General features: G+C 69.5%; 11 protein-coding genes and 4 tRNA genes. 2 read left to right on the top strand and 13 right to left on the bottom strand.

Annotated elements, in window-relative coordinates:
• Positions 1–10: 10 nt before the first annotated feature.
• The 4 genes from RS86_RS14795 to RS86_RS14780 all read right to left on the bottom strand — a co-directional run bounded on the left by RS86_RS14795 (position 11) and on the right by RS86_RS14780 (position 4,684).
• The gene (locus RS86_RS14795; protein WP_045273042.1) at positions 11–571 is read right to left on the bottom strand and encodes an HIT family protein; all 561 of its coding nucleotides are present in this window, start codon (positions 569–571) and stop codon (positions 11–13) included.
• Positions 568–2,571, bottom strand: a complete 2,004-nt coding sequence (thrS, locus tag RS86_RS14790; RefSeq protein ID WP_045273041.1) for a threonine--tRNA ligase — start codon at positions 2,569–2,571, stop codon at positions 568–570. The genes RS86_RS14795 and thrS overlap by 4 nt, the downstream gene beginning before the upstream one ends.
• Before the next feature lie 171 nt (positions 2,572–2,742).
• The gene (locus RS86_RS14785; protein ID WP_200892820.1) at positions 2,743–4,029 is read right to left on the bottom strand and encodes a low temperature requirement protein A; all 1,287 of its coding nucleotides are present in this window, start codon (positions 4,027–4,029) and stop codon (positions 2,743–2,745) included.
• A gap of 52 nt (positions 4,030–4,081) precedes the next feature.
• Positions 4,082–4,684: a YdcF family protein gene (locus RS86_RS14780; RefSeq protein ID WP_045273040.1), complete on the bottom strand. Its 603-nt coding sequence runs from the start codon at positions 4,682–4,684 to the stop codon at positions 4,082–4,084.
• A gap of 70 nt (positions 4,685–4,754) precedes the next feature.
• On the opposite strand from RS86_RS14780, the gene RS86_RS14775 reads away from it, so the two are divergent.
• Entirely contained in the window at positions 4,755–5,261 is a 507-nt protein-coding gene (locus tag RS86_RS14775) for a hypothetical protein (protein WP_152642191.1), read from the top strand.
• 55 nt (positions 5,262–5,316) lie between these two features.
• On the opposite strand, the gene RS86_RS14770 is transcribed toward RS86_RS14775, so the two are convergent.
• The 7 genes from RS86_RS14770 to RS86_RS14740 form a co-directional block, all read right to left on the bottom strand.
• A tRNA-Val gene (locus RS86_RS14770) sits at positions 5,317–5,388 on the bottom strand.
• Positions 5,389–5,418: 30 nt separating this feature from the next.
• Positions 5,419–5,489: transfer RNA gene (locus RS86_RS14765), tRNA-Cys, on the bottom strand.
• A gap of 48 nt (positions 5,490–5,537) precedes the next feature.
• Positions 5,538–5,613: transfer RNA gene (locus RS86_RS14760), tRNA-Gly, on the bottom strand.
• A gap of 162 nt (positions 5,614–5,775) precedes the next feature.
• Positions 5,776–6,570 carry an SDR family NAD(P)-dependent oxidoreductase gene (locus RS86_RS14755; protein ID WP_045273038.1) on the bottom strand — a complete coding sequence of 265 codons (795 nt, stop codon included), beginning with the start codon at positions 6,568–6,570 and terminating at the stop codon, positions 5,776–5,778.
• 97 nt (positions 6,571–6,667) lie between these two features.
• Positions 6,668–6,982 carry an ArsR/SmtB family transcription factor gene (locus tag RS86_RS14750; protein WP_045273037.1) on the bottom strand — a complete coding sequence of 105 codons (315 nt, stop codon included), beginning with the start codon at positions 6,980–6,982 and terminating at the stop codon, positions 6,668–6,670.
• Positions 6,979–7,452 carry an SRPBCC domain-containing protein gene (locus RS86_RS14745; RefSeq protein ID WP_045273036.1) on the bottom strand — a complete coding sequence of 158 codons (474 nt, stop codon included), beginning with the start codon at positions 7,450–7,452 and terminating at the stop codon, positions 6,979–6,981. The genes RS86_RS14750 and RS86_RS14745 overlap by 4 nt, the downstream gene beginning before the upstream one ends.
• Before the next feature lie 130 nt (positions 7,453–7,582).
• A tRNA-Val gene (locus tag RS86_RS14740) sits at positions 7,583–7,658 on the bottom strand.
• Positions 7,659–7,808: 150 nt separating this feature from the next.
• On the opposite strand from RS86_RS14740, the gene RS86_RS14735 reads away from it, so the two are divergent.
• Complete coding sequence (locus RS86_RS14735; RefSeq protein WP_160299696.1) at positions 7,809–9,809, top strand: ATP-dependent helicase; 2,001 nt, start codon at positions 7,809–7,811, stop codon at positions 9,807–9,809.
• A 19-nt stretch (positions 9,810–9,828) separates the two neighbouring features.
• On the opposite strand, the gene RS86_RS14730 is transcribed toward RS86_RS14735, so the two are convergent.
• Together RS86_RS14730 and pta are read right to left on the bottom strand one after the other, a co-directional pair.
• Entirely contained in the window at positions 9,829–11,019 is a 1,191-nt protein-coding gene (locus tag RS86_RS14730; protein ID WP_045273034.1) for an acetate/propionate family kinase, read from the bottom strand.
• Entirely contained in the window at positions 11,016–13,151 is a 2,136-nt protein-coding gene (gene pta, locus RS86_RS14725) for a phosphate acetyltransferase (RefSeq protein WP_045273033.1), read from the bottom strand. Before pta ends, RS86_RS14730 begins: the two co-directional genes overlap by 4 nt.
• Positions 13,152–13,154 lie beyond the last annotated feature (3 nt).

Genomic DNA, 13,154 nt, shown 5'->3' with positions numbered 1-13,154 from the left:
GGGGAGAGTCTCAGGCGGGCCAGGCCGCCGCGACGGTGTTGCGGACGTCGCCGAGCAGCTGCGGCAGCGCCTTCGTCTTCGCGATGATCGGGAAGAAGTTCGCGTCGCTGTTCCATCGCGGAACGACGTGCTGGTGCAGGTGCGCGTCCACCCCGGCCCCGGCGACGGCGCCCTGATTCATGCCGATGTTGAAGCCGTCGCAGCGCGAGGTCGCCTTGAGCACGCGCATCGCCGTCTGCGTGAGTGCGCCGATCTCGGCGACCTCTTCCGCGGTCGCCTCGTCATAGGTCGCGATGTGGCGGTACGGGCACACCAGCAGGTGGCCGGAGTTGTACGGGAACAGGTTCAGGAGCACGTAGGCCGTACGCCCCCTGGCGACGATCAGCCGCTCCTCATCGGGATGCTTCGGCGCTTCGCAGAACGGGCACTCCTCGCGCAGCGGCTCCGGGCCCGCCTGGATGTAGGTCATCCGGTGCGGCACCCAGAGGCGCTGGAACTCGTCGGGGACGCCGGCCAGGTGCGCGGCGTCTTCCAGCTGCGCGTCCTGGGCGGCGCCCCCGTCGATGGTCATGCCAGGTCGCCCGCCGTCTGGATCAACTCGTGGCTCTCGATCGCACGGCGCACACGGTCGACGGCCGCGGCGAGCGGCACACCGTTCTCCTGCGTCCCGTCGCGGAAGCGGAACGACACCGTGCCGGCGGCCCGGTCCTGCTCCCCCGCGATCAGGATGAGCGGGACCTTGCCCGTGGTGTGGTTGCGGATCTTCTTCTGCATCCGCTCGTCGGAGTGGTCGACTTCCGCACGGACGCCCGCCTCGCGCAGGGCCGCGACGGCGTCATCGAGGTAGTCCGCGAACTCGTCCGCCACGGGGATGCCCATGACCTGCACCGGCGTGAGCCACAGCGGGAAGTCGCCCGCGTAGTGCTCGAGCAGGATCGCGAAGAACCGCTCGATCGAGCCGAACAGCGCCCGGTGGATCATGATCGGGCGCTTCTTCTGCCCGTCCTTGTCGGTGAACTCGAGTCCGAACCGCTCCGGCAGGTTCGGGTCGACCTGCACCGTGGAGAGCTGCCAGACGCGGCCGATCGCGTCGGTGGTCTTCAGGTCGATCTTCGGCCCGTAGAAGGCCGCCTCGCCGGGAACCTCGGTGAGCTTGAGCCCCGAGGCCAGCGCGACGTTGCGGAGCGCATCCGTCGAGTAGTCCCAGAACTCATCGGATCCGATCCACTTGTCCTTCTCGTCGTCGCGCATCGAGAGCTCGAGCTCGAAGTCGCTGAGCCCGAAGTCGCGCAGCATGGAGAGGATGAACTCGAGGACCTTGGCGACCTCGGTCTCCAGCTGCTCCGGCGTCACGAACAGGTGCGAATCGTCCTGCGTGAAGCCGCGCACACGGGTGAGCCCGTGCAGGGCGCCGGAGAGCTCGTTGCGGTAGACCGTGCCGTTCTCCGCCAGACGCAGCGGCAGGTCTCGATAGCTCCGGGCCCGCTCCTTGTAGATGAGGATGTGCATCGGGCAGTTCATGGGCTTAAGGAAGTAGTCCTGGCCCTGCTTCGTGATGTGCCCGTCCGCGTCGCGCTCCTCGTCCATCCGGATCGGCGGGAACATGCCGTCGCGGTAGGTGACGAGGTGGTTGGAGGTGAGGAACAGGTCCTCCTTGGAGATGTGCGGCGTGTACACGTAGTTGTACCCGGCGGCGATGTGCCGGCGGCGCGCGTGCTGCTCCATCTCGCCGCGGATGATGCCGCCGCGAGGGTGCCAGACCGACAGGCCGGATCCGATCTCATCGGGGAACGAGAAGAGGTCGAGTTCCTTGCCCAGGCGACGGTGGTCGCGCTTGGCGGCCTCCTCGAGGCGCTGCTGGTACGCGCGCAGCTCGTCCTTCGTCGGCCAGGCCGTGCCGTAGATGCGCTGCAGCTGCGGGTTCTTCTCGGATCCGCGCCAGTAGGCCGCGGCGATGCGCGTGAGGTCCCAGCCGTTGCCGATCATGCGGGTGCTCGGCAGGTGCGGGCCGCGGCAGAGGTCCTTCCAGACGACCTCGCCGTCCTTGGCCACGTTGTCGTAGATGGTCAGCTCGCCCTCGCCGACCTCGACCGAGGCGCCCTCGGTCTTGTCGGCGCCGGGGCCCTTGAGCCCGATGAGCTCGAGCTTGAACGGCTCGTCGGCGAGCTCGGCGCGCGCCTCGTCGTCGCTGACGACCCGGCGCACGAAGCGCTGGCCCTCGCGCTGGATCCGCTGCATCTCCTTGGAGATCGCCTTGACGTCCTCCGGGGTGAACGGGGTCTCCACGCCGAAGTCGTAGTAGAAGCCGTCGGTGATCGGCGGGCCGATACCGAGGTTGGCCTGCGGCTTGATGCGCTGCACGGCCTGCGCCAGCACGTGGGCGGTGGAGTGGCGCAGGATCGCGAGGCCCTCGGGGCTGTCGATCGTGATGGGCTGGACGTCGTCGTCCTCGTTCACGACGGCGGCGAGGTCCTTCTGCTGCCCGTTGACGAGCATGGCGACGACGGAACGGTCGCTGAAGGGGCCGTTCGCGCCGTAGAGCGCGAAGCCGTCGCAGGGGTAGGACGGCATTTCAGGGGCGGACGCGGGGTTCTCAGACAAAGGAAGTTCTCCAGTTTGGCGATGGTCTCGGCTCAGCTTCGGGCGCGATCGCGCCCTGCCCGCTCAGGCCCTGAGAGTTCGCGTGCCGGAGACCGCGACCGCGGTCGCGTGCGTCAGCCGGGCGAAGTCCATAGGAGAATCCTACGCCGCCCTCTCCGGCGTGCCGTCCACGGCGCGGCCCAGAGCCTCGTCCAGGTGCCGCTGCGCGAGCCGCCAGCCTCCGGCCTCGTACGCGACCACGACGAAGACAGGGCCCGCGAGCACGACCAGCAGGCACGTCCACAGCGGGAGTCCTGCGAAGGCGAGCAGAATCCCGAGCAGCGGCAGGACCATCGCGATCGCGTGCAGCGGGAGCCCCTTCATGAGCGAGTGCACGAGGTAGGAGTGCAGCAGCGAGATCGACACCATGAACACGATCACCGGGACGGCGATCATGAGGATCACGACCGGTGTGGCGAGCGGATTCTCGTGCCGATAGGCGTATCCGATCGTGTGCAGTCCTGCACCGACGGCGGCGACGCTCGCGAAGATGAAGGCGTGCCCGTAGCCCCACACGAACGATCGATTGCGGTGCACGGCGAGGATCGGGCCCGACGGCATCATCGTGTACGACCACCACAGGGCGAAGGTCATCGCGACGCCGGCGCCGATCACGACCACGGCGTCCCCGGACCAGCCCTTCTCATGGGACACCTCCTGCGCGGCGGCGAGCGTGCCGATCACCGTCTCGCCCAGCGCGATGATCGTCAGCAGCGAATACCGCTCGGCGATGTGGTGGGGGTGCCATGGCGTTCCACGCTGTCCGCCTTCGCCCTTGCGCTCGGCGACGATCGGTCCGCCCAGCTCGATCAGCCAGCACACGGCAGCGGCCGCGAAGGCGGCGCCGAGCGGCAGCGGCGCCCATGCCACCACGATCCAGCCGATCTGCGCGACGGCGACGAACAGCACGTACGTGAGCGCGTGCCGACGGTACGCGGGGTCGCGAGACGCCCGCAGCCACTGGGCGAGGAGCCCGACGCGCATGACGATGTACCCGGACACCATGACCCGGTTGTCGAAGGCACCATGGCCCTCGAGCGACGCGAACATGGTCGGCAGACCGATCGCGAGCACGATGACGCCCGCCATCTGCACCATCGTGAAGACCCGGAACAGCCAGTCGTCCGTGTCGAACGCCGAAGCGAACCAGGAGAAGTTGATCCACGCCCAGATGATCGCGGCGACCGCGAAGGCGAAGGCTCCGATCGCGGCTCCCCCGTGCCCGGCGTCGACGCCCTTCGCCAACTCCACCCCGGCGACGCCGAACGCCGCCGCGAAGACCAGGTCGTAGAGCGCCTCGAGCGGGGTCGCCGCCCGGTGCTTCTCATGCTGTGCGCGCCCGCGCATCGGGCTCAGCCCATGCCGGTACCGCTCGACCGCGTTCGTCATGCTCTCCCCCAACCCCTAGGACACCCAACCCCTTGGATGCGCAGCGTCCAACCTAGCGCGCGGCGGGATCCGCGCGGTTCCGACGGCGTTCAAGAAGAGCGAGCGCCGCGGAGACGGCCTTGATGACGGGGATCTCGCCGAACCGGTAGTCGTCGGCACGGATGAGCCGAAGGGCGAGATCCGGCCGTCGCGCCCGCAGCAGTCCCCTGGCGCGTTCGGCATGCAGCGCGTTCGAGACGATCGCGATCTCCTCCGCGTCCTCCAGCAGCGGGATCGAGTTCCGGATGTTCTCCTCGGTCGAGCGGCTCTCCGCCTCCAGAAGGATTTGTCCGGGATATCCCTGATCAACGGGGTAACGGGCGAGGACCACCGCTTCCGGCTCCGGCCCCCGCACTGCGCCGCCGGAGAAGATCAGCAGGTCGTCGACGCTCCGCACCGTGCGCAGCCCGGCGCGCACCCGGTAGCGGTTGACGGCGTTCGCCCGTGGTCCGCGATTGCCGTATCCCAGCACGAGAACGGTGCGCCGCGCACCGGACCGCCCCCGCTCAAGGTTTCGCACGCTCGCGCGCCCCGAGACGACCTCACCCCACAGCAGGAACGCGATCCCTGCCGCGGCCGTCCCCGCCGACAGCGTCACCAACAGGGACTTCCGCATGAGCCCAGGTTAGGTCGTGCCGTCGACACCTGGTGCGGTGCCGTACGGGCTGGCACGATGAGTTCGCAACGTGAGTCGCATCCGCAGAGCATCGGAGCAGGCCATGGGCTATTTCATCATCGTGATCGGGCAGACCGTCGTTCTGCCGCTCGTCAGCGGGCTGATCGAGCTGCTCGCGATCGGCGGGGATCCGATTCTCGTGTTCGGCAAATGGTGGGCGTTCTGGGGAGTGGGCACGCGATTGCTCGCCGCCGGGATCGCACAGGTGTCGGGCAAGGGGCGGACCGCCGAGATCCTCGGTTCGACCGCACCGAGCGTGCAGGAGCTGCAGTTGACGCGCGAACTCGGCACCGCGAACATCGCCATGGGACTCACGGGACTGCTCGCGCTCATTCCAGGATGGACCCTGCCCGCGGCGCTCGCCGGAGGCGTCTTCCTTCTCATCGCGGGCCTCATGCACCTGCCAAAGAAGGGCAAGAACCCGCAGGAGACGGTCGCGACATGGACAGACCTGGCGGTGGGCGTCGTCGTCGTGGTGCTCGCCGTTCGGGTGATCTTCGGTGCGATCACGGGATGAGCACCCGCCAGCTGAGGACATGAAAAAAACCCCCGGAGGACCGGGGGTTTCTGTGTGCGCGATACTGGGATCGAACCAGTGACCTCTTCCGTGTCAGGGAAGCGCGCTACCGCTGCGCCAATCGCGCCTGTTCAGGCTATTCAGTTTATGAGAAGCGAGGTGGCGACGGGATTCGAACCCGTGTAAACGGCTTTGCAGGCCGGTGCCTAGCCTCTCGGCCACGCCACCATGTGGATTCGAACCCACATGCCGAAGCCCCCGAAGGGGCTTCAGCACTGGAGCGGATGACGAGACTCGAACTCGCGACCCCAACCTTGGCAAGGTTGTGCGCTACCAACTGCGCTACATCCGCGTTTTGTGTTTTCCCCGGTGTCCCGGGCACTTGAAATACATTAGCCGAGGTTCGGGGCTTCGCCAAACCGGGGCCCGTTCTCGGGCGTGTCCAGTGGGGCGCCGAAGGGGATCGCGACGATCGCCCTCCCCCTCCGGCACGCCCGCATCCTCGCCCCTCGGCTCAGTCGACGAGCGCGCCCGCCGACAGGTTCGCGATCACTCCCGTCATCGAGGCGGCGCGCTCGGATGCGGCGAATGCGAGGTACTCGGCGACCTCGTCGAGCACCGGGAGACGCCCGAGCAGTGTGGTGCCCGCGAGTCCCCCGACCCACTCGTCCATCGGGACATCGCCGGCAGCGGCGATGCGGCCGAACATCTCCCGCGTGTAGGACGTCTCCAGCGCGTCGGAGATCGCATGCGGGCGCACGCACACCACCCGCACGCCGTCGGGTCCGAGCTCGCCGGCGAGCGCCCGGGAGAAGCCCTCGAGCCCCGCGGACTGCGCCGCATTGCCGATCAGTCCGCGCCCGGTCAGACGGGCCCCCGGCGTCGAGATCGTCAGGATGACGCCACTGTGCTGCGCGATCATGTGCCGCGACACGGCCTTCGCCGTCACGAAGTTCGTCTGCAGGTAGCCGACGACGGGGTGGAGATAGTCATCGAGCGACGTGTCACCGATCGACAGGCCCTGCACATGGTCGAAGCCGACCGCGTTGAGCGCGACATCGATGCGCCCGGCTTCCGCGACGACGTCGCCGGCATGCCGGTCGGCGGCGACCTGATCCATGGCGTCGACCACGGCGACCGAGACGTCTCCTCCCTCAGCCCTGGCCGCGGATGCCGCAGCCTCGAGGCGAGGGAGCGACCGGCCGGCCAGGAACAGCCGCGCGCCCTCTCGTGCGAAGACCCTCGCCGCTGCGGCGCCGATCGACCCGCCACCACCGTGGATCAGTACGACCTTGTTCTCGAGCAGCATGATGCCGCCTCCCGTTCCGTGTTGTTGTGCAACTTCAGAATTGCACATCCGGAACCACCACTGCAACCATTAAGTTGCAGAATGTCGGAGCGAGGGGCTACAGCTTCTCGGCGATCTCCTTGATCGCCGCAAGCCGGTTCTCCCATTGGCGACCGATCTCGTCGAGTCGCCGCGCGGTGGCATTGAGCTCCGCGCCGACGACGCGGTAGCGCACCTCGCGTCCCACGCGGACGGGTTCGACCAGGCCGACCTCCGCGAGTACCGTCAGATGCTTCGCGATGGCCTGCCGAGAGACAGGGAACCTCTCGGCGAGGGCCGATGCCGATGCGTCCCCATCTCCGAGGGCGGCGAGGATGCTCCACCGCGTCTCGTCTCCCAGTGCGGCGAAGACCGCGACGAGCGACGGGGTCATTCGTGGCCCCCGAGCAGCGCGACGAGCTTGTCGAGCTCGATGTTCCAGCCTTCCCGGTGGCTCTCGAGGTTCGCGATCGGATCCGACGTCCGCTCGAAGCCGGACTCGACCACCGTGAGGCGCGTCCCCTCCCCCTCGGCCTCGAGGGTGAAGGTGAACACGGTCGAGTTCTCCTCGTCGATCTCGTCCGGCATTCGTCCGAGGGCGTTGTCGTTGCTCCAGCGGTAGGTCACCGACCGCGGCGCGTCGATCGACTCGATCCGGATCGGGACGGCGCCGTGATCGTCGAAGGTCATCGTGCCGACACCCGCGCCATCGAGCACGGTGCGCCCGAACCACAGCGACAGATGCTCCGGCTCGGTGATCGCGCGCCAGACCTTCGCCGCAGGCGCGGCGATGGCGATGCTCCGCGTGACCGAGAACGCCCCCTCGTCGACGACGGCGGCCTCTGTGCGGTCGGTGCTCCCCATGGACGTGCCTCCTATGACGCTCCGGAGAGTCGAGGCGAAGACCCTCCTGCAACCCAAAGGTTACAGCAGTGGGGTGCGCGTGACCGGCTGGGAATGACGAAAGCCCCTGGTCTCGACCAAGGGCTTTCTCTGGTGGGCGATGCCGGACTCGAACCGACGACCTCTTCCGTGTGAAGGAAGCGCGCTACCAACTGCGCCAATCGCCCCTAGGGGTTTTCCGTGCCTGAGGCACAGGTAAAGAGCATACCCGATCGGCGGGCAGCCCACGGACAGCGCTCGTCGGCCGGGCGTGGCGCATCGCGTATCGTGCTCCCCGCCGAGCGTCGATGTCGGAGGGCGCGGATACCGTCTCATCCGTGAGCAGCACAGACGTGGTCGAAGAGCTGGACGAGATGCAGCGGCGTGCCGTCGAGCACGGCGAGGGGCCGCTGGTCGTCGCCACCGGCGCCGGCACGGGGAAGACCCGAGTGCTCACGAGCAGGGTCGCCCGGCTGATCGACGCAGGCGTGCCGCCCGAGCGCATACTGCTCCTCACGTTCACGCGGCGCGCGGCCGCCGCGATGACCGCACGCGCGGCGGCGATGGTCGGCGACACGGCGCTCGCCCAGCGCATCGCCGGAGGGACCTTCCACGCGGTGGCCCACCGCGTCGTCGCCGAGTACGCGCAGCACCTGGGTCTCGCGGATGTCACCGTGCTGGCGCCCGACGACGTCACCGACCTCCTCGATCTCCTGCGCAGCGAACACGGTCTGGACGGCACCGACCGGCGGATGCCCACGAGCAGGGCGATGGCCGACATCGCGTCCCGCGCGGTGAGCCTGGAGAAGCCAGGTCGCGAGGTGATCTCGGACCAGTTCCCGTGGGCGCTCGGACACACGGACGAGATCATGGGGCTCCTGCGCGCCTATGCGCAGCGCAAACGGGCCCGCGGACTGCTCGACCTGGACGACCTGCTGGTGGCATGGCGCGCGCTCGTGCGCGATCCCCACGTGGGGGCGAGACTGCGCACGCGCTGGGACTGGGTGCTCGTCGACGAGTATCAGGACGTGAACCGCGTGCAGGCGGACATCGTGCGAGGGCTGACCCCCGACGGCCGAGGTCTGACCGTGGTGGGCGACGACGCGCAGGCGATCTACGGCTTCCGCGGCGCCGGCGCCGGACAGCTGCAGGAGGTCCTCGACAGCCATCCCGACGCCGAGCTCATCCGCCTGGAGCGGAACTTCCGCTCCACCCAGCCGATCCTCGACCTCGCCAACGCCGCCCGCCCGGAGGACTTCCCGATCCGGCTCGTCGCGGACAGGGCGGGAGCCGCACCCCGGCCCGAGCTCGTGCGCTGCGAGAACGCCGATGAGGAGGCCCGAGCGATCGCCCACCGGATCCTCGCCGTCCACGCCGACGGCGTGCCGCTCCGAGAGCAGGCCGTGCTCATGCGCACCGGTTCGCACAGCGCGATGCTCGAGGTGGAGCTCAAGGTCCGCGACATCCCGTTCGTCAAATTCGGCGGCATCGGCTACCTCGAGACCGCGCATGTGCGAGACCTCCTTGCCGCGTTCCGCGTCGTGCTCAATCCGGCCGACGAGATCGCGTGGTACCGACTGCTCACCAGGCACCGCGGCCTCGGCAAGGTCAGCGCACGGCGTCTCGCCGGCATCCTCGCGGATCAGGGCATCGGCGGAGGATCCGAGGCGATCGCCGCCGCACCCCCGACTGCCCGCGTCGGACTCGCGACCACGCTCTCACTGCTCGGTGTCGTCGACGCCGAGTCCCCGGTGTCCGAACTGGTCGAGGCCTGCCATGACGCCATGTCGGGACTGCTGGAGCAGCACTATCCCGACTGGCAGCGCAGGGCCTCGGACGTCCAGGAGATCGCCGAGGCCGCGGGTCGCCAGAACGACCTGCGCACGTTCGTCAGCGAGCAGGCGATCGATCCGGTGACGCGCGCCGGGGACTGGGCCGCGCAACCGCATCTGGACGAGGACTGGGTGACGCTGTCCACGATCCACTCCGCCAAGGGACTGGAGTGGTCGCACGTGCACCTCCTCCGTGCCACGGACGGCGCGATGCCGTCCGACATGGCTCTCACCTCGCCGGCAGGGCTGGAGGAAGAGCGCCGTCTGTTCTACGTCGGTCTCACCCGCGCGCGCGACACTCTGAGCGTCTACGCCCCGGCGACGCTCCCCACGCACCCGACCGCGTTCACCGCCCGTCACGTGCAGGCAAAGCCGAGCCGGTTCCTGACGAGCGAGGCGCTCGCGTGCATGACGGTGGTCGACTCCCGGATCGCCGAGCCGAATCGGAAAGCCGCGAGCCCGGGCCCTCGCGTGAATCTGGGCGAGCTCGACGCCCTGTTCGCCTGACGCCCGCGGCGCGATCGTCTCAGGGCAGGAGCTGCACCGTCTGCCGAGCGATCTCGAGTTCCTCGTTCGTCGGCACCACCAGCACCGTCACCCGGGACGCCTCCGTGGAGATGATGCGGATCCCCGCGCCCGGCGCTTCGTTCCGCGCAGGGTCGATCTCGACCCCCGCGAACCCCAGCGTCGCCATCGCCTCACGCCGCACGCGGGCGTTGTTCTCCCCCACCCCCGCGGTGAACGAGATCACGTCGACGCCGCCGAGCTGCGCGATGTAGGCGCCGGCGTATGCACGCAGGCGATGGATGTACACGTCGAAGGCGAGCGCCGCGGCCTCGTCCCCCGCGGCGGCACGGGCGAGGACGTCGCGCATGTCCGAGGCGCCGGCAAGCCCTTTGAGCCCGCTGCGGCTGTTCAGCAGCTCATCGAGATCGTGGATCGTCAGGTCGGCCCGACGGGCCAGCGTGAACAGCACGGCCGGGTCGATGTCGCCGGAGCGCGTGCCCATCACGAGACCCTCCAGCGGCGTCATGCCCATCGATGTCTCCACCGAGCGCCCGCCGCGCACAGCCGTCACGGACGCGCCGTTGCCGAGGTGGAAGACGAGCTGACGCAGATCCTCCCGCTCGCCGCCGACGAACGCCGCAGCCGCCTCGGACACGTACTTGTGCGAGGTCCCATGGAAGCCGTAGCGGCGGATCCTGTGCGCCTCGGCGAGCTCGCGGTCGATCGCGTAGGTGTACGCCGCCGGCGCGAGGGTCTGGTGGAACGCCGTGTCGACCACCGCGACGTGCGGCACGTCAGGGAAGGCGGCCTTCGCGGCGCGGATGCCCTGGAGCGCCCCCGGGTTGTGCAGCGGCGCGAGCGCCGAGAGCTCATCGATGTTGATCTCGACGAGCGGAGTGATCAGCGTCGGCTCGAAGAACCGCGCACCACCGTGCACCACCCTGTGCCCGAGCGCCGCGGGCGGGAACTCCGCGAGCGATGGCCCGTGCGCCGCGAACGCGTCCAGCATCACCTGGAAACCCGCCGTGTGATCCGGGATCGGCAGCGTCCGCTCGGTCTCGTCGCCCTCGGCATCGACGTGCACCGCGCGCCCTTCGGGCTGCCCGATGCGCTCGACGAGGCCCGAGGCCAGGGAGGCGCCGCCGTCGGCATCGATGAGCTGGTACTTGAATGAGGACGATCCGCTGTTGATGACCAGGACGATGCTCACGACGCGCTCCCCTGCTGGGCCTGGATCGCGGTGATCGCGATCGTGTTGACGATGTCCTCGACGAGCGCGCCGCGGGAGAGGTCGTTGATCGGCTTGTTGAGCCCCTGCAGCACGGGTCCCATCGCGACGGCGCCGGCGGAGCGCTGCACCGCCTTGTAGGTGTTGTTGCCGGTGTTCAGATCGGGAAACACGAACACGGTCGCCCGCCCTGCCACCGAGGACCCCGGCAGCTTCGCCCGGGCGACCGCGGCATCGGCGGCGGCGTCGTACTGGATCGGCCCCTCCACCGGCAGCTCCGGCGCGCGCTCGCGCACCAGCTCGGTCGCCGCTCGCACCTTCTCCACCTCGGCGCCGGATCCGGAATCCCCCGTCGAATACGAGAGCATCGCCACACGGGGCTCGATGCCGAACGCGGACGCCGTCGCGGCCGAGGAGATCGCGATGTCGGCGAGCTGCGCGCTGGTGGGATCCGGGATCACCGCGCAGTCGCCGTACACGAGGACGCGGTCCGCGAGAGCCATCAGGAAGACCGAGGACACCACGGAGACCCCGGGCCGCGTCTTGATGATCTCGAACGCGGGGCGGATCGTGTGCGCGGTGGTGTGCGCGGCGCCGGACACCATGCCGTCGGCGAGTCCGAGGTGCACCATGAGCGTGCCGAAGTACGAGACGTCGGTCACGGTGTCGGCCGCCTGAGCGACGGTGACGCCCTTGTGCGCGCGCAGTCGCGCGTACTCCTCCGCGAAGCGCGGCACCAGGTCCGGATCCGTGGGCGACACGATGCGTGCCGCGTCCAGGTCGACCCCGAGCTCCCGCGCCCTAGCTCGCACCGAGACCTCCTCGCCGAGGATCACGAGATCCGCGATCCCGCCGGCGAGGACCGCGCCCGCGGCGCGGAGCACGCGGTCGTCCCCGCCCTCGGGAAGCACGATCGTGCGGCGCTCGGTGCGCGCCCGGTCGAACAGCTCGTATTGGAACATCAGCGGCGTCACGACATCGGAGCGTGCGACGCCCAGCTGCGCGATCAGGGCCGGCACATCGACGTTCTGCTCGAACAGGGCGAGAGCCCGGCCCACCCGGTGCGGGGCGTCCACGGAGAGGCGTCCCGGAGCGTTCATGATGCGCACGGTGGTGTCGTAGGTGCCGTGATCCGTCGCGATGATGGGGACCCGCGGCCCCAGTCCGTCGAGCAGCCGTTCGATCGGCTCCGGCAGCGCGAACGGCCCGTTCAGCACGATCGCGGCGATCGACGGGAAGGTCCCCGCCGCCTGCGCCAGCAGCGTGGCCAGCAGCACCTCTTCGCGATCCGCCGGCACCACGACCACGGACGACTCGATCAGCCGCGGCAGCACGTTCACCATCGACATGCCCGCGATCACGACGTCGAGCACCTCGCGGTCGAGGAGCTCCTCGTCGCCGCGGACCATGCGTCCCTCCAGCGCCGCCCGCACCCCGCGCACGGAGGGGGCGACGAGCGACCGGTCCTCCGGGATCACCCAGACGGGCACGTCATCGGCGCCCGCCGGACGCTCGCCCAGCACGGCCGAGACCGCCGTGGCGATCTCATCCCGCTGCACGGCGTCGGCGCGGTTGACGACGATCGCGGACAGCACGGCCCGCTCCTGCGCCAGCTCGGCCACGCCGAGTCGGGCCAGCTGGCCCAGCTGCGCGGGTGTGCGCGCGCCGGTGACACCGAGGCGCTCGCCGTGGCCTGCGGTGTCGCGACCACCGAGCACGAGCAGCACGGGCGCCCCGAGGTTCGCCGCGATCCGCGCGTTGACCCCGAGCTCCGCGGGGGCCGCCACGTCCGTGTAGTCGCTCCCCAGGATCACGACGGCGTCGGACTGCGCCTCGACCGCCCGATAGCGCTGCAGGATCCTCCCCAGTGCCGCGTCGGGGTCGGCATGGAGCTCGTCATACCCGACGCCGATGCACTCGGCCGCGCTGAGCCCGACCTCGGTGCGGGTCAGCAGCATCTCCAGCACGTCGTCGGTGCCATCGCTCGAGCGGGTGACGGGACGGAACACGCCTACCCTGGCGGTGGCCCTGCTCAGCGCGTCGATCACACCCAGCGCGATCAGCGACTTGCCGGAGTGGCCTTCGATGGACGTGATGAGGATGCTCTTCGCCACGCC

The sequence above is a fragment of the Microbacterium azadirachtae genome (assembly GCF_000956505.1).
Classification (GTDB): domain Bacteria; phylum Actinomycetota; class Actinomycetes; order Actinomycetales; family Microbacteriaceae; genus Microbacterium; species Microbacterium azadirachtae_A.
The sequence above is the reverse complement of the archived record's forward strand: the minus strand, read 5'-3'. Positions and strand labels throughout refer to the sequence as shown.

Excerpts from the sequence above, each read along its gene's own strand:
- RS86_RS14795 (WP_045273042.1), bottom strand. The coding sequence starts at position 571 with ATGACCATCGACGGGGGCGCCGCCCAGGACGCGCAGCTGGAAGACGCC.
- thrS (WP_045273041.1), bottom strand. The coding sequence starts at position 2,571 with ATGCCGTCCTACCCCTGCGACGGCTTCGCGCTCTACGGCGCGAACGGC.
- RS86_RS14785 (WP_200892820.1), bottom strand. The coding sequence starts at position 4,029 with ATGACGAACGCGGTCGAGCGGTACCGGCATGGGCTGAGCCCGATGCGC.
- RS86_RS14780 (WP_045273040.1), bottom strand. The coding sequence starts at position 4,684 with ATGCGGAAGTCCCTGTTGGTGACGCTGTCGGCGGGGACGGCCGCGGCA.
- RS86_RS14755 (WP_045273038.1), bottom strand. The coding sequence starts at position 6,570 with ATGCTGCTCGAGAACAAGGTCGTACTGATCCACGGTGGTGGCGGGTCG.
- RS86_RS14750 (WP_045273037.1), bottom strand. The coding sequence starts at position 6,982 with ATGACCCCGTCGCTCGTCGCGGTCTTCGCCGCACTGGGAGACGAGACG.
- RS86_RS14745 (WP_045273036.1), bottom strand. The coding sequence starts at position 7,452 with ATGGGGAGCACCGACCGCACAGAGGCCGCCGTCGTCGACGAGGGGGCG.